This window comes from Streptomyces hesseae, assembly GCF_031845785.1.
In the GTDB taxonomy this organism is placed as follows: Bacteria; Actinomycetota; Actinomycetes; order Streptomycetales; family Streptomycetaceae; genus Streptomyces; species Streptomyces hesseae.
Genome location: NZ_JAVRFI010000003.1, coordinates 74,707 through 94,692, shown reverse-complemented (window position 1 = coordinate 94,692; position 19,986 = coordinate 74,707). Strand labels below are relative to the sequence as shown.

The window sequence follows — 19,986 nt, the reverse complement described above, 5'->3', positions numbered from 1 at the left end:
GAGTCCCACCAATCAAGGAGCGGCAGCGGCATGGCAGCCAACCTGGTCAATCTGGAAGCCGTCGACAAGGTGTACGGCACGCGTGCGCTGCTCGACGGCATCTCCCTCGGGGTCAACGAGGGCGACCGGATCGGCGTCGTCGGCCGCAACGGTGACGGCAAGACAACGCTCATCCGCATCCTCGCCAAGCTGGAGGAAGCCGACAAGGGCCGGGTGACCCACGCCGGTCACGTGCGCATGGGCGTCCTCACCCAGCACGACTCCCTGGACCCCGCCGCCACCGTGCGGCACGAGGTCCTCGGGGACATGGCCGACCACGAGTGGGCCGGCAACGCCAAGATCCGCGACGTGCTGACCGGCCTCTTCGGCGGCCTGGACCTGCCGGCCTTCCCGCAGGGCCTGGACACCGTCATCGGCCCGCTCTCCGGCGGTGAGCGCCGCCGCATCGCGCTGGCCAAGCTGCTGATCTCCGAGCAGGACCTGATCGTCCTGGACGAGCCCACCAACCACCTCGACGTCGAGGGCATCTCCTGGCTGGCCGGCCACCTCCAGGCCCGCCGCTCGGCGCTGGTGTGCGTCACCCACGACCGCTGGTTCCTCGACCAGGTCTGCACCCGCATGTGGGACGTCCAGCGCGGCGCCGTCCACGAGTACGAGGGCGGCTACAGCGACTACGTCTTCGCGCGCGCCGAGCGGGAGCGGATCGCCGCCACCGAGGAGGCCAAGCGGCAGAACCTGATGCGCAAGGAGCTCGCCTGGCTGCGGCGCGGCGCCCCCGCCCGCACCAGCAAGCCGCGCTTCCGCATCGAGGCCGCCAACGAGCTGATCGCCGACGTGCCGCCGCCGCGCGACACCTCCGAGCTGATGAAGTTCGCCAGCTCGCGGCTGGGCAGGACCGTCTTCGACCTCGAGAACGTGTCCGTCCAGGCCGGCCCCAAGTCGCTCATCGAGCACCTCACCTGGCAGCTGGGCCCCGGCGACCGCGTCGGCCTCGTCGGCGTCAACGGCGCCGGCAAGACCTCGCTGCTGCGCACCCTCGCCGAGGCCGCCCGCACCGAGGGCGAGAAGCAGCCGGCGGCCGGCAAGGTCGTCGTCGGCAAGACCGTCAAGCTCGCCTACCTCTCCCAGGAGGTCGCCGAACTCGACCCCGCCATGCGGGTCCTGGAGGCCGTCCAGCAGATCCGCGACCGGGTCGACCTCGGCAAGGGCCGGGAGATGACGGCCGGCCAGCTCTGCGAGAAGTTCGGCTTCACCAAGGAGAAGCAGTGGACGCCCGTCGGCGACCTCTCCGGCGGTGAGCGCCGCCGCCTCCAGATCCTCCGCCTGCTGATGGACGAGCCCAACGTCCTCTTCCTCGACGAGCCCACCAACGACCTCGACATCGAGACGCTCACCCAGCTCGAGGACCTCCTCGACGGCTGGCCCGGCTCGATGATCGTCATCAGCCACGACCGGTACTTCGTCGAGCGCACGACCGACCGCGTCTTCGCGCTGCTCGGCGACCGGGCGCTGCGGATGCTGCCGCGCGGCCTCGACGAGTACCTGGAGCGCCGTCAGCGCGTCATCGAGGCCGCCGCGCCGGCCGCCCCCGCCGCGCCCGCCGCCGTCAAGGCGAAGCCCGCCGCCGACGCCCGCGCGGCGAAGAAGGAGCTCCAGAAGATCGAGCGCCGCCTGGACCGCATCAGCGAGCAGGAGGCCAAGCTCCACGCGCGGATCGCCGAGCAGGCGACCGACTTCGAGGCCGTGGCCAAGCTCGACGCCGAACTGCGGGAACTGGCCGGTGAGCGCGACGAGCTGGAGCTGCGCTGGCTCGAACTGGCCGAGGACGCCTGACGGGTCGAAAGGCGCCGTAAGGCGTCATCAGGCGCAACAGTCTCGTTACGGGCCGGTCTCAGGTGGTGGATACATCCGAGATCGGCCCTTGGCGTGTCGGCGCCGGGTGGTACAAAGAACACCCGCTCGCCTGCCGCACACTGGCGGGATTCATGCGGTGCAGCAAGCCCCGGACCGCGCGTAAAGAGGAAAGCTGATGTCACAGCCGCCGCAGCCACCCCAGCCACCGCAGGGACCGCCGGGCGGAGGCTTCGGCGCACCGCAGGACCCCCGGGGCGGCTTCGGCGCACCGCAGCCGCCGCAGGGCCCGCCCCCGGGCACGGCCCCGCAGGCCCCGCCGCCCACCATGGTCAGCCCGCCCGTGCCCCCGCCCGCCGGCGCTCCCCAGCCGCCGCAGCCGGGCACGGCCCCGCAGGTCCCGCCCCAGGCGCCGCCGCCCACCATGCTGAGCACGCCCGCGGTCCCGCCGCCGGGCGCCCCGCAGAACCCGCCGCCCGGTGCCCCTGCCGCCCCCGGCGGCTACGGCTACCCGGGCGCGCCCGGCGCTCCCGCCGCGCCTCCCGCTCCCGGTTACGGCTACCCCGGCCCGGCCGGTGCCCCTGGCGGTTACGGCTACCCGGGTGCGCCCGGCGCCCCCGGCCAGCCGCAGTTCGGCGGGTACGGCCCCACCGCGCAGTTCCCCGCCGGCGCGCCCACCGGCGCCCCGGGCGGCAACGGGCCCAAGAAGCGCATGGCGATCATCGCCGGCGCGGTGGCCGCGGTGCTGGTCGTCGCCGGCGGCGGCATCTGGTTCGCCACCAAGGGCGGCGGTGACGACGGCAAGAAGACCGAGGCGGGCTCCACCGCCGGTACCCAGGGCGGCCAGGCCCAGGGCGGCGGCAAGGCCCCCAAGACCATCGACGGCAAGCTGCTCTTCACCGTCGACCAGCCCAAGGTCGACGACCTCGTCAGCGTCAAGGGCCTGTGGGCGACGGACAAGGTCTTCGCCAAGGCCGACGTCTACAAGATCGTCGGCTATGGCCTCTCCGGCGGCAAGCAGTGGGAGGTCCCGCTCGACGGCGAGATCTGCTGGTCGTCCCAGCAGACCACGGCCGACGGCAAGACGGCCCTGGTCGTCAAGGACAGCAAGGCCAACAACGCCCAGTGCACCCAGGTCGTCGCCCTCGACCTGAACAACGGCAAGAAGCTCTGGCAGAAGTCGGCCAAGAGCGGCGACCAGGACGTCCGCTTCGACGAGGCCACCATCGGCGGCGGCACCGTCGCCGCGGGCGGCACGTCGGGCGGCGCCGCCTGGTCGCTGGACGGCGGCAAGGAGCTGTGGAAGCCCAAGCCGGGCGACGACTGCCGGGATGACGGCTACGGCGGCGGCTCCAAGCTCGTCGCGGTCCGCCGCTGCGGCGACTACTCGCGCCCGCAGATGCAGGTGCAGACCCTCGACCCCGCGTCGGGCGCGCCCAAGTCGGTCTTCAAGGTCCCCGCCGGCATCCAGTACGTCCACGTCGCGTCCACCGACCCGCTGGTCATCGCGGTCGACGCGGGAGGCGACAAGGGCAGCGGCGCCTCCGACTTCCTGGCGATCGACGACAGCGCCACGGAGGGCAAACTGCGCTCCAAGATCTCCACGGGCAACGGCGGGTTCACGCCGAAGTGCCCGTCGACCGACGTCGAGGGCTGCACGAGGCTCGCCGTCACCAAGGACACCCTCTACCTGCCCTCCGAGGAGCACTCCAGCGGCAACGCCCAGCAGGTCGGCCGCGTCAACGAGATCGTCGGCTTCGACCTGGCCACCGGCCAGTCCAGGGGCAAGGCGGACGGCGTCCCGGGATCCACTCTGACCCCGCTGGGCGTCGACAAGGACGGCTACCCCATCGGCTACCAGGACCCGACCTACAAGGCGGGCGGCCAGGTGGTCCGGATCGACCCGAAGTCGTTCAAGACCGATGTCCTGCTGAAGAATCCGGCCTCGTCGGCGCAGAGTGAGCGCATGCTCTCGCCGACCATCCAGCCGACCCTCTGGTCCCAGGGCCGCCTGTACCTGGGCGGCAGTTACGCCAACAAGCCCAGCTCGGTGAGTTTCGGCAAGCAGTATCTGGTGATGATTTTCGGCGGTAGTTGATACTGATCGATTGACGAGCACTCCAGCCGTATCCCTGCCCACCGCGTGTGCATGCCTGAACGATCCGTTTCAGTCGCGAAGTACACGTGATTGGCAGGGATTTCGGCATTCCGGGGGACTTCTCACCGGTAAGGGGCGCGGAACGTCGAACAAGCGTGTAGCTTCCCGGGCAAGAGGGTGCCGGGGAGACGTACGCGAGCGGCAGTGGGCGGCAGCGGACGACAGGGGGGAAGCTCAATGGGCGTGCGGCTCATGGTGGTGGACGACCATCGTCTGCTGGCCGAGGCCCTCGCCTCGGCACTGAAGTTGCGCGGGCACCGCGTGCTGGCCGCGGCCGCGCCCAGCGCCGGCGCGGCCGACCTGGTCATCAGCCGCGCCCCCGAGGTGTGCCTGCTGGGCACGGCGTCCCCGGCCGAGCCGGGCGCCTTCGACCCGGTCGTCCGGATCAAACGGGAGCGCCCCCAGGTCGCCGTCGTCGTGCTCGGCCCCGTGCCGAGCCCGCTGGGCATCGCCGCGGCCTTCGCCGCCGGCGCCTCCGGCTACGTCCGGCACAACGAGCGCATCGAAGGCGTCGAACGGGCGATGATGAAGGCCCGCGCGGGCGAGGCCGCAGTGGAGCCCCAACTGCTCCAGGGCGCCTTCACCGAGCTGCTCAACCCCGCCACCCAGCCCGACGACGAGGGCGCGCGGCTGCTCCAGCTGCTCACCCCGCGCGAGGTCGAGGTCCTGGTGCGGGTCGCCGAGGGCGAGGACACCCGGCTGATCGCCGCCGGCATGGGGATAGCGCCCAGCACGGCCCGCACCCACGTCCAGCGCGTCCTGATGAAGCTCGGAGTGGGCTCACGGCTGGAGGCGGCCGCCCTGGCCGCCCGTACGGGCCTGCTGGACCGTGCCACGGGCGGCTCCGCGACCGCCCCCGCGCCGGCGGTCAGTCCTCCCCGTCCGCCGGGGCCTCCCCGGGGGGTGCCGGGTCAGCAGGGCGCCGGCTGAGCCACAGGAAGAGGCCGCCGAGCGCGAGCATGCCGAGACCGGCCCAGAGGTTGACGTTCACCCCCTGGGCCTTGCGCAGGTCCGCGTCGGAGGCGGCCAGCCCGGCGGCGGTGAGCAGCAGCCCGTAGACGGCGAACAGGCCGCCGATGACCCGCCGTATGTCGAAGGCGCTCTTCATGTCCTGCTCCCTACAGCGGAGGGTCCTACAGCGAGAAGGGGACGTAGCAGAGGGCCGCCAGGAGCACGGCCCCCCAGCCGAGCGGCGCGGGCCTGCGATACCAGACGGTCCCGCCCTCGACGGGCGCGGCGGCCGTCCCGTACACCAGCCCCGTCAGCGTCCCGGCGGGCCTCGGCTCGGTGACGAGCGAGACCACGAGCATCACCGCGCCCGCGACGGCGAACGCCACGATGGACGAGACGAAGTTGGCGCCCTGGTCGGTGGGGATGCCGATGACGCCCCGCCGGTACAGCCAGAAGTAGTTGACCATCGCGGCCGCCGTGCCCGACAGCAGCCCCCAGAAGCCCGCCGCGGCCGTGGCCCGCTTCCAGAACATCCCGATGACGAAGACCGCGAAGAGCGGCACGTTGAAGAACGAGAACAGCGTCTGGAGATAGTTCATGATGTTGGAGAAGGACGAGGCGATGAACGCCGTGCCCATGCCCGCGAGCACGCCGACCGCCGTCACCGCGCGGCCGGTGGCCAGGTAGTACGCGTCGGGGCGGCCCGGCCGTACGTACGCCCGCCAGATGTCGCTGGTGAAGACCGTGTTGAAGGACGACACATTGGCGGCCATGCCCGCCATGAACGCCGCGAGCAGGCCCGTCACCGCGATGCCCAGCATGCCGTTGGGCAGCAGGTCGCGCATCAGCACGGGGATCGCGTCGTTGTAGCTCAGCCCGCTGCCGGCCCGGCCCAGGGACGGCTCCAGCACCAGGGCGATCAGCCCCGGTACGACCACCACCAGCGGGACCAGCAGCTTCGGGAAGGCCGCGATCAGCGGCGTCCGGCGCGCCGCGCCCAGGTCCTTCGCGGACAGCGCGCGCTGCACCTCGGCGAAGTTCGTCGTCCAGTACCCGAAGCTCATCACGAAGCCCAGGCCGAGCACGATGGTCAGCCAGTTGGCGCCCAGCGGATTGGCGTGGCCGATCCCCGTACCGCCCCAGGCGCTCAGGAAGTCCTCCCCGTGCGCGGCGGACAGCGAGTCCCGCAGCCCGCCCGGCCCGCCCACGCGCGCCAGGCCGACGGCCGTCAGGGGCACCAGCGCTGCCAGGATCACAAAGAACTGGAGGACCTCGTTGTAGACGGCCGAGGTCAGTCCGCCGAGTGTGATGTACGCCAGGACGAAGAGGCCCGCGACGACGATCGCGACCCCCTGCGGCCAGCCGAGCAGCGCCCGCAGCACGAGCGCCAGCGCGTAGAGGTTGACGCCCGCGATCAGCACCGACGACACCGCGAAGATCACGGAGGAGAGCAGATGCGAGGCGGGCCCGAACCGCCTCAGCAGGAACTCGGGCACCGAGCCGACCTTCGACCCGTAGTAGAACGGCATCATCACCAGCCCCAGGAAGACCATGGCCGGTATCGCCCCGATCCAGTACCAGTGCACGGTGTACGCGCCGTACTGCGCGCCATTGGCGGCCATGCCCAGGATCTCGGTGGCGCCGAGGTTGGCGGCGACGAAGGCGAGCCCGGTGATCCAGGCGGGCAGGGACCGGCCGGAGAGGAAGAAGTCCAGGCTGGTGCGGACCGAACGGCGCGCGGCGACACCGATGCCCAGGACCACGGCGAAGTAGATCGCCAGGATGGCGTAGTCGAGCCCGTTGACGGGGAGCCGCAGACTCTCGGCCGAATAGCGCATGCTTCACCTCTCGGTCGCTCGGGCGCTGTTGACCGTGCTGTCGGGTCATGATTCCTTGTGTTCGGTTATGTGTGAAGGTGTGTGAGGAGAGGTCGTATGAAGAAGACGGCGACCCGGCTCGCCGACGGTCGTGAACTGCTCTACTTCGACTCCCGCGACGACGCCGTGCGCGACACCGCCGACCGGCGCCCGCTCCAACCCCCGGACGCAGCAGGCGAGATCCGCTACGACCCGCTCGTCGGCGACGGCGTAGCCATCGCCGCCCAGCGCCAGGACCGGCCCCTCCACCCGGCCGCCGACTCCTGCCCGCTGTGCCCCTCGCGCGACGGCCGGCACACCGAAATCCCCGCCCCCGCCTACGAGGTGGCCGTCTTCGAGAACCGCTTCCCCGCCCTCTCCGGCGACAACGGCCGCTGCGAGGTCGTCTGCTTCACCGACGACCACGACACCTCCTTCGCCGGCCTCGACGACGACCGCGCCGCGCTCGTCCTCGCCGCCTGGACCGACCGCACCGCCGAACTCGCCCTGCTCCCCGCCGTCGAGCAGGTCTACTGCTTCGAGAACCGCGGCCACGAGATCGGCGTCACCCTCGGCCACCCCCACGGCCAGATCTACGCCTATCCCTTCGTCACCCCGCGCACCGCGCGCATGCTCGACTCCGCGGCCGCCCACCGCGAGCGCACCGGCGGCCGGAACCTCTTCGACGACGTCGTCGCCGACGAGCTGGCCGACGGCCGCCGGATCGTCCTCGACGGCGAGCACTGGCTGGCCTTCGTGCCCTACGCCGCCCGCTGGCCGTACGAGATCCGGCTCCACCCGCGCCGCCGGGTGCCCGACCTGCCCTCCCTCGACGACGCGGCGCGCGCCGAGTTCCCCCGGGTCTATCTGGAGCTCCTGCGGCGCTTCGACCGGATCTTCGGCCCCGGCCTGCCGCCGACCCCCTATGTCTCCGGCTGGCACCAGGCGCCCTTCCGGCACCCCCACAGGAATGAATTCGCGCTCCACCTCGAGCTCTTCACCAGCCGCCGGGCTCCCGGAAAGCTGAAGTTCGTCGCCGGTTCGGAGGCAGGCATGAACGTGTTCATCAACGACGTGCGGCCGGAGGCCGCGGCCGGACGGCTACGGGAGGTAGCGAGCGCATGAGCAGCGGAGGCGGCGGAACGTACCTGGTCACGGGTGGTGCCGGCTATGTCGGGAGCGTCGTGGCCGCACATCTGCTGGCCGCCGGGCACGAGGTGACCGTCCTCGACGACCTCTCCACCGGCCACCGCGACGCCGTCCCCGAGGGGGCCCGCTTCATCGAGGGCCGGGTCCAGGACGCGGCCCGCGAGCTGGTCGCCGGCCATGACGCCGTGCTCCACTTCGCCGCGTTCTCGCAGGTGGGGGAGTCCGTGGCCCGCCCGGACACATACTGGCGCAACAACGTCGGCGGCACGCTCGAACTGCTCACCGCCATGCGGGACGCGGGCGTGCGCACCCTCGTCTTCTCCTCCACCGCCGCCACCTACGGCGAACCGGCCACTGTCCCGATCACCGAGGACGCCCCCACCGCCCCCACCAACCCCTACGGCGCCACCAAGCTCGCCGTCGACCACATGATCGCCGGGGAGTGCGCGGCCCACGGCCTGGCCGCCGTCTCCCTGCGCTACTTCAACGTGGCGGGGGCGTACGGGCGCCACGGCGAGCGGCACGCGCCCGAGTCCCATCTGATCCCGCTCGTCCTCCAGGTCGCGCTGGGGGAGCGCGAGGCGATTTCCGTCCACGGTGAGGACTACCCGACGCCGGACGGGACGTGCGTCCGCGACTACATCCACGTCGCCGACCTCGCCGACGCCCACCTCCTGGCCCTCGGCGCCGCCCGCCCCGGCGAGCACCTGATCTGCAACCTCGGCAACGGGCGCGGCTTCTCCGTCCGCGAGGTCGTCGAGACCGTCCGCAAGGTCACCGGACACCCCGTCCCGGAGCTCCCGGGCCCGCGCCGGGCGGGCGACCCCGCCGTGCTCGTCGCCTCCGCCGAACGGGCGCACCGGCTGCTCGGCTGGCGACCGCGCCGCCCGGACCTCGCCGCGATCGTCGAGGACGCCTGGGACTTCGCGCGGCACGGCGCGGCCCGGGAGCGCGCTTGAGCGCCGCAGCCGCCTTCCACGCCGTTCATGGCACCGGCTGCGAGGGCGTGTGGGCGGCGCCCGGCCGGGTGAACCTCATCGGCGAGTACACCGACTTCAACGACGGCTTCGTGATGCCGCTCGCCCTGCCCCGGGTCACCCGGGTGGCGGCCCGCGCCCGCGCCGACGGGCGGCTGCGGCTGCACTCGGCGGACATGCCGGGCGGCGTCGTGACCGTGGCGCCGGACGAGCTGTGCCCCGGCGCCGTCCGGGGCTGGGCGGCGTACCCGGCGGGCGTCCTGTGGGCGCTGCGCGAGGCGGGGCACGCCGTGGCGGGCGCGGACCTCCATGTGGAGAGCGAGGTGCCGGTGGGGGCGGGGCTCTCGTCCTCCGCCGCCCTGGAGATCGCCACCGCGCTCGCCCTCGACGGGCTGTACGGGCTCGGGCTCGCCCGCCCGGAGCTGGCCCGGCTGGCGCGGCGGGCCGAGAACGCCTTCGCCGGCGTCCCCTGCGGGATCATGGACCAGACCGCCTCGGCGTGCTGCGCGGCCGGCCATGTCCTCCACCTCGACACCCGCGACCTCGCCCGGCGGCACATCCCCTTCGACCCGGCGGCGCACGGCCTGCGCCTGTTGGTCGTCGACACGCGCGTCAAACACGACCTGGGGGAGGGCGAATACGCGCGGCGGCGCACGGGGTGCGAGGCAGCAGCGCGCGCACTGGGGGTGCGCGCCCTACGGGACGTCCCGTACGAGAAACTCGACGACGCGGTGCGGGAGTTGCGTGCCGTGGACGGGGCGGGCGCGCTGGTGCGGCACGTCGTCTCCGAGAACGAGCGGGTACGGGCCGTGGCCGCACTGCTCGACGCGGGCGACCCGCGCGCCGTCGGATCGCTGCTGACGGCCGGGCACGCCTCCCTGCGGGACGACTTCGCCGTCTCCTGCCCCGAGCTGGATCTGGTGGTCGCCGCGGCGACCAGGGCGGGCGCGCTGGGCGCGCGGATGACCGGCGGCGGCTTCGGCGGCTCGGCCCTCGTCCTCACGGACGAGGCGGCGGCCGGAGCGGTGGAACGGGCCGTGGCGGAGGCCTTCGCCGCCGCCGGATACGCCCCGCCGCGCGTCTTCACGGCGACGGCGGGCGAGGGCGCCCGGCGTGAGCTCTAGGCCCCGGAGACGGGCGGGAACCGCTTGATCAACAGGTGGTTCGTCATCCCCGGCGGATAGTCCTCGACCGCCGCCACCTCCTCGTAGCCCACCTTCCGGTAGAAGCCCGGCGCCTGGAAGTCCCAGGTCTCCACCTGGCTGCCCACCGCACCGTGCTCCTCGCGCGCCACGTCCTCCGCGCGTGCCATCAGCGCGGAGCCGAGCCCCGTGCCGCGGTGGCGCTCGTCCACCCAGAGGAGGTCGACATGGAGCCAGCCCCACTGGACGTGCCCGGCGAGCCCGCCCGCCGGCTCGCCGTCCGGGCCGGTCGCGTACACCTCCACGGGGACGCTGCGCTCGACGGATGTTCCCCGCAACGCCCGCATGACGGACGAACGTTCGGTATTGGTCGCGCGGAGTCGCGCGAGGACCACATCACGTCGTTCCGAGTCGTTCACCGCCTCAATACTGAACATAAAGCTCACGATAAACACCCGGGTCAAGCAGTTTTGCCAATCGGCTTCCGTCGCCGGACCCCGGCCGTACGCTGATGCACAGTGCCGGTGGGGGCCGGCGCTGATCAGGGGGCGAGACAGGCAGGTACGACGCCCGGGGCGGGGTGGTTGTCAGGGCACGGCGGCGGCCGTGCGCGCGTGGCGGCCCCGGGTTCGGGCGCCGTACCCGCACTGCCTCCGCCTACCGGGACATGGGGGTGGTTGTGGCACGTATTCGGGTATTGGTGGTCGACGACCACCGCATCTTCGCCGAGTCGCTCGCCGCCGCCCTCGCGGCGGAGCAGGACGTGGACGTCTCGGCGGCCGGCAGCGGGCCGGCGGCGCTGCGCGCACTGGAGCGCGCGGCCGGCGAAGGGCGTCGCTTCGACGTCCTGCTGATCGACGCCGACCTCGGCACGGTGGGTTCGGACGTCGCGCATGTGCCCGCGCAGCCCCGGAGTCCGGGCCAGGACGGCTCGGGGCCGGGCGAGGGCGCGGTGGACGGGATCTCGCTGGTGGCGAGGGTCCGCACGGGCCATCCGGGGGTGCGGACGGTCGTACTGGCCGAGCGCGACGATCCACGGCGGGCGGCCGCAGCGCTCCAGGCGGGGGCGGGCGGCTGGGTGGCCAAGGACTGCTCGCTCTCCCGCCTGCTGTCGGTGATACGAGGCGTGCTGCGGGACGAGACGCATCTGCCGCCCGCCCTGCTGACGGGCGTGCTGCGCGAGCTGACGGCCGCGCGCAAGCACCGCACCGAGAGCGAGCGGCTGGTGGAGTCGCTGACCCCGCGCGAGCGCGAGGTGCTGCGCTGCATGGTGGCCGGGCTGGGTCGCAAGGCCGTCGCCGAGCGGCTCTATCTCTCCCCGCACACGGTCCGTACGCATATGCAGAACGTGCTCGGCAAGCTCGGGGTGCACTCCACCCTGGCCGCCGTCGCGCTGGCCCGGCGGGCCGGGGTGGGCCCGGTGGACCTAGCCGGGGACGTTGTCGAACGGGGCGGTCAACTGGCGTAGCAGACCGGCCAGTTCACCGCGCTGCCCGGTGGACAGCTCGGCGAGGATCGCGCGCTCCTGGGCGAGCAGCCCGGCGAGCGCCTGGTCCGCGCGGTCCCGCCCCTCGGCGGTGAGCCGGACGAGCACCCCGCGCCGGTCGCTGGGGTCCGGCTCCCGCTGGACCAGGCCCTTCTTGGCGAGCCGGTCGATGCGGTTGGTCATGGTGCCCGAGGTGACCAGGGTCTGGGTCAGCAGCTGCCCGGGGGAGAGCTGATAGGGATCCCCGGCGCGGCGCAGGGCGGTCAGGACGTCGAACTCCCAGGGCTCGAGCTCATGCTCGGCGAAGGCGATCCGGCGCGCCCGGTCGAGATGCCGGGCCAGTCTGGAGACGCGACTGAGCACTTCGAGTGGTTCCACGTCGAGATCGGGGCGCTCTCGGCGCCACGCCGCGACCAGCCGATCGACCTCGTCCTCCATGGGATCAGTGTAGTAGGTCTGTCGACATGAAGTCTCTTGACGTCAAGATAGCTTTCGTGGGCTCCTTGAGGCAGGACTTCTTGAGGCAGGGAGACACCGCGATGCGCCAGACCCCCCACTGGGACCCCGCCCAGTACCTCCGCCACGCCGGGCACCGGACCCGCCCCTTCCATGAGCTGCTCGCCCGCGTACCGGAGCTGCCGGGCGAGGGCGGCCGCCCCGCCAGGATCGCCGACCTCGGCTGCGGCGCCGGCAACGTCACGGCGCTGCTCGCCGAACGCTGGCCGGACGCGCACATCACCGGCTACGACAACTCCGCCCCGATGCTCGCCGAGGCCGCCGCCCACGCCGGCCCGACCCCCGGGGGCGGCCGCGTCGACTTCGCCCACGCGGACCTGGCGGACTGGGCGCCGGGCGCCCAGCGCTACGACCTGATCGTCTCCAACGCCGCGCTCCAGTGGGTGCCCGACCACGTACGGGCCTTCCCGGCCTGGCTGGCCGGCCTCGCCCCCGGCGGCACGTTCGCCTTCCAGGTCCCCGGCAACGGCGACGCCCCCAGCCACGCCCTGCTGCGCGAGCTGTGCGCGTCCCCGCGCTGGCATGACCGCCTGGGCACGGCGGGCCGCCGCACCCTCGACATCCTCCAGCCCGTGGAGTACCTGGAGCGGCTGACGGCACTCGGCTGCGAGGTGGACGCGTGGGAGACGACGTACGTCCACGTCCTGGAAGGCGAGGACCCCGTCCTCGACTGGGTCCGCGGCACGGGGCTTCGGCCGGTCCTGACCGGCCTCGCCGATGATCCCGCTGCCACGGAGGCGTTCCTCGCGGAGTACGGGGCGCTGTTGCGGGACGCGTATCCGGCGGGGGCCGGTGGGACGACGCCGTTCCCCTTCCGGCGGATCTTCGCGGTGGCCCGGCTCGGCACCGCCGGCCCGGCCCCCGTCGGCTGATCGCCGCCGCGGCGGGACCGGGGTCCTCACCCCGCCGCCACGGCGAGCAGCCCCCGCCGGGGAGCCCGGCGGTGCCGAACCGGCCGTCGCTGCCCCCGGGGGCACCCGGCCCGGCCGGGGCTACGACTTCCGGTGCCCCACCAGTCGCGGCTTCGGCTCCAGCCCGTCCAGCCCGTGCCACGCCAGGTTCACCAGATGCGCCGCCACCTCCGCCTTCCGAGGCTTCCGGACGTCCAGCCACCACTGCCCGGTCAGGGCGACCATCCCCACCAGCGCCTGCGCGTACAGCGGCGCGAGCTTCGGGTCGAAGCCGCGGGCCTTGAACTCCAGGCCCAGGATGTCCTCCACCTGCGTGGCGATATCGCTGATCAGCGAGGCGAACGTGCCCGTCGACTGCGCCACCGGCGAATCCCGCACCAGGATCCGGAAGCCGTCCGTGGACTTCTCGATGTAGTCCAGGAGGGCGAAGGCCGCCTGTTCCAGCAGCTCCCGCGGATGGCCCGCCGTCAGCGCGCCCGTGACCAGGTCGAGGAGCCGCCGCATCTCACGGTCCACGACCACCGCGTACAGCCCCTCCTTGCCGCCGAAGTGCTCGTAGACCACCGGCTTGGAGACCCCGGCCTTCGCCGCGATCTCCTCCACCGACGTCCCCTCGAAGCCCTTCTCGGCGAAGAGCGTGCGACCGATGTCCAGCAGCTGCTCACGGCGCTCCGCGCCGGTCATCCGCACACGGCGGGGCCGGCCACGCCGGCTCCCGGAGGCAGCGGGCAGGTCCTTGTCACTGGTGTTGCTGTCGATCGCCACGCTGTCAATCATGCCGCGTGCGCGGCACCCTCCTTATCCCGTTTCTCCCCGGACGCCCGCCGGGACTCGATCCGGTCGGCGTTCGGCCAGCGCACGTCGTACGCCCAGCCCGCCCGCTCGAACCAGCGGATGATACGGGCGCTGGAGTCCAGCTGCCCCCTCAGCACACCGTGCCGCGCCGACGTCGGGTCGGCGTGGTGGAGGTTGTGCCAGGACTCACCGCACGACAGCACGGCCAGCCACCACACGTTCCCCGAACGGTCCCGCGACTTGAACGGACGCTTGCCGACGGCGTGGCAGATCGAATTGATCGACCACGTCACATGGTGCAGCAGTGCCACCCGCACCAGCGAACCCCAGAAGAACGCCGTCACCGCCCCCTGCCACGACCAGGTCGCCAGCCCGCCCACCAGCGGGGGCACCAGCAGCGAGACCGCCGTCCACAGCACGAACTGCCGCGAGATCGCGCGAAGGGCGGGGTCCTTGACCAGATCGGGCGCGTACTTCTGCTGCGACGTCTGCTCCTGGTCGAACATCCAGCCGACGTGGGCCCACCACAGCCCCTTCATCAGGGCCGGAACGGACTCGCCATAGCGCCAGGGCGAATGCGGGTCGCCCTCGGCGTCGGAGAACTTGTGGTGCTTGCGGTGGTCCGCGACCCAGCGGACCACCGGGCCCTCGACCGCCAGCGACCCCATGACCGCCAGCGCGATCCGCAGCGGCCGCTTGGCCTTGAAGGAACCGTGGGTGAAGTACCGGTGGTAGCCGATCGTGATGCCGTGGCAACCGATGTAGTACATGGCCACCATCAGGCCCAGATCCAGCCAGCTCACCCCCCAGCCCCAGGCCAGCGGAACGGCGGCGAGCAGGGCGACGAACGGGACGACGATGAACAGCAGCAGGGTGAACTGCTCGATCGACCGGCGTTGCTCCCCGCCCAGCGTGGCGGAGGGGAGTGGGGTCTCCTGGGCCTTCGGCGCGTCTTCGAGCACGTCGGGGCTTGCAGTCATGGGTTCCCTCATGGGGGTCGGATCTTGATCACGGTTCCTACGGTTCCGTAACCTACGGCTTCGTAAGTATGGCAGGGCCGGGCGCCTGGGCAAGAGGCTGAGGGCAACCGCGCGTCGGGTGGCGACCTATGCTGTTGCCGTCGGACAGCGCGGTCCGCCACCCCTCCAGAAGTGCCGGAAACTCTGCAAGGAGCAGCACCTGTGAGCAGTGCCGACCAGACCAACGCCGCCCTGCGCGCCGACATCCGCCGCCTCGGTGATCTCCTCGGGGAAACCCTGGTCCGCCAGGAGGGTGAAGAGCTCCTCGATCTGGTGGAGCGGGTACGAGCGCTGACCCGCACCGACGGCGAGGCCGCCGCCGCGCTCCTGGCCCGCACCGACCCGGACACGGCCGCCAAGCTCGTCCGCGCCTTCTCCACCTACTTCCACCTGGCCAACGTCACCGAGCAGGTCCACCGCGGCCGCGAACTGCGCGCCAAGCGCGACGCCGAGGGCTCGATCCTCGCCCGCACCGCCGACCAGCTCAAGGAAGCCGACCCCGAGCACCTCCGCCAGACCGTCGAGAACCTCGGCGTACGCCCCGTCTTCACCGCCCACCCCACCGAGGCCGCCCGCCGCAGCGTTCTCAACAAGCTCCGCCGCATCGCCGAGCTCCTGGACACCCCCGCCACCGGCACCGGCGACAAGCGCCGCACCGACCTCCGCCTCGCCGAGAACATCGACCTGCTCTGGCAGACCGACGAGCTCCGCGTCGCCCGCCCGGAGCCCACCGACGAGGCCCGCAACGCCATCTACTACCTCGACGAGCTCCACGCCGACGCCGTCGGCGACGTCCTGGAGGACCTCGCCGCCGAACTCGACCGCGTCGGTGTCGGCCTCCCCGCCGGCACCCGCCCCCTGACCTTCGGCACCTGGATCGGCGGCGACCGCGACGGCAACCCCAACGTCACCCCCCAGGTCACCTGGGACGTGCTGATACTGCAACACGAGCACGGCATCACCGACGCCCTCGAACTCGTCGACGGCCTCCGCGGCGCCCTCTCCAACTCCATCCGCAACAGCGGCGCCACCGAGGAACTCCTCACCTCCCTCCAGCGCGACCTCGAGGCCCTCCCCGAGATCAGCCCCCGCTACAAGCGCCTCAACGCCGAGGAGCCCTACCGCCTCAAGGCCACCTGCGTCCGCCAGAAGCTCGTCAACACCCGCGAGCGACTCGCCAAGGGCACCCCCCACCAGGAAGGCCGCGACTACCTCGGCGCCGGCGACCTCCTCACCGACCTCCAGCTCATCCAGGACTCCCTCCGCGTCCACCGCGGCGGCCTGATCGCGGACGGCCGCCTCGAACGCGCCATCCGCACCCTCGCGGCATTCGGCCTCCACCTCGCCACCATGGACGTCCGCGAACACGCCGACGCCCACCACCACGCCCTCGGTCAGCTCTTCGACCGCCTCGGCGAGGAATCCTGGCGCTACGCCGACATGCCCCGCGACTACCGCCGCCGCCTCCTCGCCAAGGAACTCCGCTCACGCCGCCCCCTGGCCCCCAGCCCCGCGCCCCTCGACGCGGCCGGAGCCAAGACCCTCGGCGTCTTCGGCACCATCGGCGAAGCCCTGGAGAAGTTCGGACCCGAGGTCGTCGAGTCCTACATCATCTCCATGTGCCAGGGCGCCGACGACGTCTTCGCCGCCGCCGTCCTCGCCCGCGAGGCCGGCCTCGTCGACCTCCACGCCGGCTGGGCCAGGATCGGCATCGTGCCGCTCCTGGAGACCACCGACGAGCTCAAGGAAGCCGACCGGATCCTCGACGAGATGCTCGCCGACCCCTCCTACCGACGCCTCGTCGCGCTGCGCGGCGACGTCCAGGAGGTCATGCTCGGCTACTCCGACTCCTCCAAGTTCGGCGGCATCACCACCAGCCAGTGGGAGATCCACCGAGCCCAGCGCCGCCTCCGCGACGTCGCCCACCGCTACGGCGTACGGCTGCGCCTCTTCCACGGCCGCGGCGGCACCGTCGGCCGCGGCGGCGGCCCCACCCACGACGCGATCCTCGCCCAGCCCTGGGGCACCCTCGAAGGCGAGATCAAGGTCACCGAGCAGGGCGAGGTCATCTCCGACAAGTACCTCATCCCCGCCCTCGCCCGCGAGAACCTGGAACTGACCGTCGCGGCCACCCTCCAGGCCTCCGCCCTCCACACCGCCCCCCGTCAGTCCGACGAGGCCCTGGCACGGTGGGACGCGGCCATGGACACCGTCTCCGACGCCGCCCACTCCGCCTACCGCCGCCTGGTCGAGGACAAGGACCTCCCCGCCTACTTCTTCGCCTCCACCCCCGTCGACCAGCTCGCCGAGCTCCACCTCGGCTCACGCCCCTCCCGGCGCCCCGACTCCGGAGCCGGCCTCGACGGACTCCGAGCCATCCCCTGGGTCTTCGGCTGGACCCAGTCCCGCCAGATCGTCCCCGGCTGGTTCGGCGTCGGCTCCGGCCTCAAGGCCGCACGCGAAGCAGGACTCGACAACGTCCTGGACGAAATGCACACCCACTGGCACTTCTTCCAGAACTTCCTCTCCAACGTCGAGATGACCCTCGCCAAGACCGACCTGCGCATCGCCCAGCACTATGTCGACACCCTCGTACCCGACGAGCTCAAGCACGTCTTCGACACCATCCGGGCGGAGCACGAGCTGACGGTGCAGGAAGTCCTGCGCATCACGGGAGAAGGCGAACTGCTGGCGGCGAGCCCGGTGCTGCGGCAGACCTTCCACATCCGCGACGCCTACCTCGACCCGATCTCCTACCTCCAGGTGACACTGCTGGACCGGCAGCGCCGCGCCGCCGAACAGGGCCAGGACCCGGACCCGCTCCTGGCACGGGCCCTGCTCCTGACCGTCAACGGCGTCGCGGCCGGCCTGCGCAACACCGGCTGAGACCACAAGAGGGGTCCTGGGGGGCCGCCGCCCCCCAGGACCCCTTTCGGTCAGGAGTTGTACGTGCCCTGCGCCCGCTCCAGACCGTCCACGATCAGCGTCTCCACCGCATCCGCCGCACGGTCGACCTCGAAGGCCAGCTCCTTGCGCTCGGTGGACGAGAAATCCTTGAGGACGAAGTCCGCCACCTGCATCCGCCCCGGCGGCCGGCCGATCCCGAACCGCACCCGGCAGTAGTCCGCACCCATCGCCTTGGTGATGGACTTCAGACCGTTGTGGCCGTTGTCACCGCCACCGAGCTTCAGCCGCAGCTGCCCGAAATCGATGTCCAGCTCGTCATGGACCGCGACGATCCGCTCCACCGGCACCTTGTAGAAGTCGCGCAGCGCCGTCGTCGGACCACCCGACAGATTCATGAACGACATCGGCTTGGCGATCACCACCCGGCGGCTCCCCGGCCCCGGCGGGCCCATCCGGCCCTCGACGACCTGCGCCCGCGCCTTGTGCGCCTTGAACCTGCCGCCCATCCGCTCGGCCAGCAGATCCGCGACCATGAAGCCCACGTTGTGGCGGTTCCCCGCGTACTCCGGGCCGGGATTGCCGAGGCCCACGATCAGCCAGGGGCTGGAGTCGTCCGTCATGCGCATACCTCCTTCATACGCCAACCGCCGCCCCGCTCCGGCGAGGGAACGGGACGGCGGCAGGAAACAAACCCACGAGGGGCGTGGCTCAGGCCCTGAATCAGGCCTTGACGACCAGCAGGTCGACGTGCTCCAGGAAGCCCTTCAGCGGGTCGCGCTGAACCTGCTTGGGAACGACGACCTCGTTGCGGCCCTCGATGTCCAGGGACAGGACGACGCCCGGGGTCTTCAGGGCCATCATCAGGTCGTGGCCCGGCAGGGACACGTGAAGCGGCTCGGAGCCGTGGCCGTAGACGACGGCGGGAACCTGGTCGGCGCGACGGATACGGCGGGCGGCGCCCTTGCCGAAGTCGGTGCGGACGGCAGCGGCGAGCTTGATCTCGGCCATGGTGCACTCCTCGAGTAGCAGCTGAAGCGGACGGTCACCCGGCCCAACGAGGCCTGCTACGAAGAGCGCGTCGATAACGGACCGCCGCACATGAGTGCGGCCTCCCTCGCCGAGCAACTCCAGGAGTCTACCCGGCGGGGGAGGCCGCTCAGAAATCGATCAGTGCAACCGATCAGCGCATCAGCGGATCTGCATGATCGTTACAGCACTCAGCCCAGCTCGTCGAAGAGGCTCGTGACCGAACCGTCCTCGAAGACCTCACGCACGGCGCGAGCGATCGTCGGCGCGATCGACAGCACCGTGATCTTGTCGAGCTCCAGCTCGTTCGGCGTCGGCAGCGTATTCGTGAAGACGAACTCGCTCACCTTGGAGTTCTTCAGCCGGTCCGCCGCCGGACCCGACAGCACACCGTGCGTCGCCGTCACGATGACGTCCTCGGCACCGTGCGCGAACAGCGCGTCGGCGGCGGCACAGATCGTGCCACCCGTGTCGATCATGTCGTCGACGAGCACACAGACACGGCCCTTGACGTCACCCACGACCTCGTGGACGGTCACCTGGTTGGCGACGTCCTTGTCACGACGCTTGTGGACGATCGCCAGCGGCGCGCCCAGACGGTCGCACCAGCGGTCGGCGACACGCACACGACCGGCGTCCGGGGAGACGACCGTCAGCTTGTCGCGGTCGACCTTGGCGCCCACGTAGTCCGCCAGGATCGGCAGCGCGAACAGGTGGTCCACCGGGCCGTCGAAGAAGCCCTGGATCTGGTCGGTGTGGAGGTCGACCGTCAGGAGGCGGTCGGCACCGGCCGTCTTCATCAGGTCCGCGATCAGACGGGCCGAGATGGGCTCACGACCGCGGTGCTTCTTGTCCTGACGGGCATAGCCGTAGAACGGCAGGATCACGGTGATGCTGCGGGCCGACGCGCGCTTCAGCGCGTCGATCATGATCAGCTGCTCCATGACCCACTTGTTGATGGGAGCCGTGTGGCTCTGCATCAGGAAGCAGTCGGCGCCGCGCGCCGACTCCTGGAAGCGGACGTAGATCTCACCGTTGGCGAAGTCGAAGGCCTTGGTCGGGACCAGGCCGACGCCCAGCTGGTGCGCGACCTCCTCGGCAAGCTCGGGGTGGGCGCGGCCGGAGAAGAGCATCAGCTTCTTCTCGCCGGTCGTCTTGATCCCGGTCACAGCACAGTCTCCTTGGATGTCGCTTTGTGTGCGCTTATCACGGTACGCCCCGCGCGGCGTGCCGGTGTCACGG

17 protein-coding genes and 1 pseudogene are annotated in these 19,986 nt (G+C 71.8%); 9 read left to right on the top strand and 9 right to left on the bottom strand.

The genetic code is table 11. From position 1 onward, the window contains the following. Positions 1-30: 30 nt before the first annotated feature. The 3 genes from RM609_RS06385 (at position 31) to RM609_RS06375 (ending at position 4,939) form a co-directional block, all read left to right on the top strand. Positions 31-1,833 (top strand): ABC-F family ATP-binding cassette domain-containing protein, encoded by a 1,803-nt coding sequence (locus RM609_RS06385; RefSeq protein WP_311608636.1) that lies wholly within the window; start codon positions 31-33, stop codon positions 1,831-1,833. 196 nt (positions 1,834-2,029) lie between these two features. After that, the gene (locus tag RM609_RS06380; protein WP_311608634.1) at positions 2,030-3,949 is read left to right on the top strand and encodes an outer membrane protein assembly factor BamB family protein; all 1,920 of its coding nucleotides are present in this window, start codon (positions 2,030-2,032) and stop codon (positions 3,947-3,949) included. Positions 3,950-4,186: 237 nt separating this feature from the next. Next, on the top strand, positions 4,187-4,939 hold the full coding sequence (locus RM609_RS06375; protein WP_311608633.1) for a response regulator transcription factor: 753 nt from the start codon (positions 4,187-4,189) through the stop codon (positions 4,937-4,939). Here RM609_RS06375 and RM609_RS06370 read toward each other — a convergent pair. Both RM609_RS06370 and RM609_RS06365 read right to left on the bottom strand, forming a co-directional pair. Further along, a complete protein-coding gene (locus RM609_RS06370) occupies positions 4,878-5,117 on the bottom strand; it encodes a hypothetical protein (protein ID WP_311608631.1) in 240 nt (79 codons plus the stop codon). The two genes, RM609_RS06375 and RM609_RS06370, sit on opposite strands and share 62 nt — an antisense overlap. Positions 5,118-5,142: 25 nt before the next feature. Beyond that, positions 5,143-6,798 carry a sodium:solute symporter family protein gene (locus tag RM609_RS06365; RefSeq protein WP_311608630.1) on the bottom strand — a complete coding sequence of 552 codons (1,656 nt, stop codon included), beginning with the start codon at positions 6,796-6,798 and terminating at the stop codon, positions 5,143-5,145. A 96-nt stretch (positions 6,799-6,894) separates the two neighbouring features. On the opposite strand from RM609_RS06365, the gene galT reads away from it, so the two are divergent. The 3 genes from galT to galK are packed head-to-tail and all read left to right on the top strand — an operon-like array spanning position 6,895 to position 10,066. Beyond that, positions 6,895-7,941, top strand: coding sequence for a galactose-1-phosphate uridylyltransferase (gene galT / locus RM609_RS06360; protein WP_311608629.1), 1,047 nt, complete (start codon positions 6,895-6,897; stop codon positions 7,939-7,941). Then, entirely contained in the window at positions 7,938-8,924 is a 987-nt protein-coding gene (gene galE / locus RM609_RS06355; RefSeq protein ID WP_311608628.1) for a UDP-glucose 4-epimerase GalE, read from the top strand. Before galT ends, galE begins: the two co-directional genes overlap by 4 nt. Beyond that, positions 8,921-10,066, top strand: a complete 1,146-nt coding sequence (gene galK / locus RM609_RS06350; protein WP_311608626.1) for a galactokinase — start codon at positions 8,921-8,923, stop codon at positions 10,064-10,066. Before galE ends, galK begins: the two co-directional genes overlap by 4 nt. Here galK and RM609_RS06345 read toward each other — a convergent pair. After that, on the bottom strand, positions 10,063-10,521 hold the full coding sequence (locus RM609_RS06345) for a GNAT family N-acetyltransferase (protein WP_311608625.1): 459 nt from the start codon (positions 10,519-10,521) through the stop codon (positions 10,063-10,065). The genes galK and RM609_RS06345 overlap by 4 nt on opposite strands. A gap of 242 nt (positions 10,522-10,763) precedes the next feature. On the opposite strand from RM609_RS06345, the gene RM609_RS06340 reads away from it, so the two are divergent. Beyond that, positions 10,764-11,552: a helix-turn-helix transcriptional regulator gene (locus RM609_RS06340; RefSeq protein WP_311608623.1), complete on the top strand. Its 789-nt coding sequence runs from the start codon at positions 10,764-10,766 to the stop codon at positions 11,550-11,552. Here RM609_RS06340 and RM609_RS06335 read toward each other — a convergent pair. Then, a complete protein-coding gene (locus RM609_RS06335) occupies positions 11,511-12,008 on the bottom strand; it encodes a MarR family winged helix-turn-helix transcriptional regulator (RefSeq protein WP_229354713.1) in 498 nt (165 codons plus the stop codon). The genes RM609_RS06340 and RM609_RS06335 overlap by 42 nt on opposite strands. Positions 12,009-12,109: 101 nt before the next feature. Here RM609_RS06335 and RM609_RS06330 point away from each other — a divergent pair, with 101 nt between their 5' ends. Further along, positions 12,110-12,958: a trans-aconitate 2-methyltransferase gene (locus tag RM609_RS06330; RefSeq protein WP_311608621.1), complete on the top strand. Its 849-nt coding sequence runs from the start codon at positions 12,110-12,112 to the stop codon at positions 12,956-12,958. 120 nt (positions 12,959-13,078) lie between these two features. Here the strand turns inward: RM609_RS06330 and RM609_RS06325 are convergent, their stop codons facing one another. Continuing rightward, positions 13,079-13,774 carry a TetR family transcriptional regulator gene (locus RM609_RS06325; RefSeq protein WP_311608620.1) on the bottom strand — a complete coding sequence of 232 codons (696 nt, stop codon included), beginning with the start codon at positions 13,772-13,774 and terminating at the stop codon, positions 13,079-13,081. Continuing rightward, complete coding sequence (locus RM609_RS06320; protein ID WP_311608619.1) at positions 13,771-14,772, bottom strand: acyl-CoA desaturase; 1,002 nt, start codon at positions 14,770-14,772, stop codon at positions 13,771-13,773. The genes RM609_RS06325 and RM609_RS06320 overlap by 4 nt, the downstream gene beginning before the upstream one ends. A 201-nt stretch (positions 14,773-14,973) precedes the next feature. On the opposite strand from RM609_RS06320, the gene ppc reads away from it, so the two are divergent. Further along, positions 14,974-17,697: a phosphoenolpyruvate carboxylase gene (gene ppc, locus RM609_RS06315; RefSeq protein WP_311608618.1), complete on the top strand. Its 2,724-nt coding sequence runs from the start codon at positions 14,974-14,976 to the stop codon at positions 17,695-17,697. Positions 17,698-17,747: 50 nt separating this feature from the next. Here ppc and pth read toward each other — a convergent pair whose 3' ends face one another. The 3 genes and pseudogenes from pth to RM609_RS06300 form a co-directional block, all read right to left on the bottom strand. Beyond that, on the bottom strand, positions 17,748-18,338 hold the full coding sequence (gene pth / locus RM609_RS06310) for an aminoacyl-tRNA hydrolase (RefSeq protein ID WP_311608617.1): 591 nt from the start codon (positions 18,336-18,338) through the stop codon (positions 17,748-17,750). Between the two features lie 106 nt (positions 18,339-18,444). Then, positions 18,445-18,726, bottom strand: a pseudogene (locus RM609_RS06305) (50S ribosomal protein L25); the annotation flags it as partial. Between the two features lie 209 nt (positions 18,727-18,935). Continuing rightward, positions 18,936-19,913 (bottom strand): ribose-phosphate diphosphokinase, encoded by a 978-nt coding sequence (locus RM609_RS06300; protein WP_229356662.1) that lies wholly within the window; start codon positions 19,911-19,913, stop codon positions 18,936-18,938. Positions 19,914-19,986: the final 73 nt, after the last annotated feature.

Bases quoted from the DNA above. Each gene is read 5' to 3' on its own strand.
- RM609_RS06385 (WP_311608636.1), top strand. From the start codon at position 31: ATGGCAGCCAACCTGGTCAATCTGGAAGCCGTCGACAAGGTGTACGGC.
- RM609_RS06380 (WP_311608634.1), top strand. From the start codon at position 2,030: ATGTCACAGCCGCCGCAGCCACCCCAGCCACCGCAGGGACCGCCGGGC.
- RM609_RS06375 (WP_311608633.1), top strand. From the start codon at position 4,187: ATGGGCGTGCGGCTCATGGTGGTGGACGACCATCGTCTGCTGGCCGAG.
- RM609_RS06370 (WP_311608631.1), bottom strand. From the start codon at position 5,117: ATGAAGAGCGCCTTCGACATACGGCGGGTCATCGGCGGCCTGTTCGCC.
- RM609_RS06365 (WP_311608630.1), bottom strand. From the start codon at position 6,798: ATGCGCTATTCGGCCGAGAGTCTGCGGCTCCCCGTCAACGGGCTCGAC.
- galT (WP_311608629.1), top strand. From the start codon at position 6,895: ATGAAGAAGACGGCGACCCGGCTCGCCGACGGTCGTGAACTGCTCTAC.
- galE (WP_311608628.1), top strand. From the start codon at position 7,938: ATGAGCAGCGGAGGCGGCGGAACGTACCTGGTCACGGGTGGTGCCGGC.
- RM609_RS06345 (WP_311608625.1), bottom strand. From the start codon at position 10,521: ATGTTCAGTATTGAGGCGGTGAACGACTCGGAACGACGTGATGTGGTC.
- RM609_RS06335 (WP_229354713.1), bottom strand. From the start codon at position 12,008: ATGGAGGACGAGGTCGATCGGCTGGTCGCGGCGTGGCGCCGAGAGCGC.
- RM609_RS06330 (WP_311608621.1), top strand. From the start codon at position 12,110: ATGCGCCAGACCCCCCACTGGGACCCCGCCCAGTACCTCCGCCACGCC.
- RM609_RS06325 (WP_311608620.1), bottom strand. From the start codon at position 13,774: ATGATTGACAGCGTGGCGATCGACAGCAACACCAGTGACAAGGACCTG.
- RM609_RS06320 (WP_311608619.1), bottom strand. From the start codon at position 14,772: ATGACTGCAAGCCCCGACGTGCTCGAAGACGCGCCGAAGGCCCAGGAG.
- pth (WP_311608617.1), bottom strand. From the start codon at position 18,338: ATGACGGACGACTCCAGCCCCTGGCTGATCGTGGGCCTCGGCAATCCC.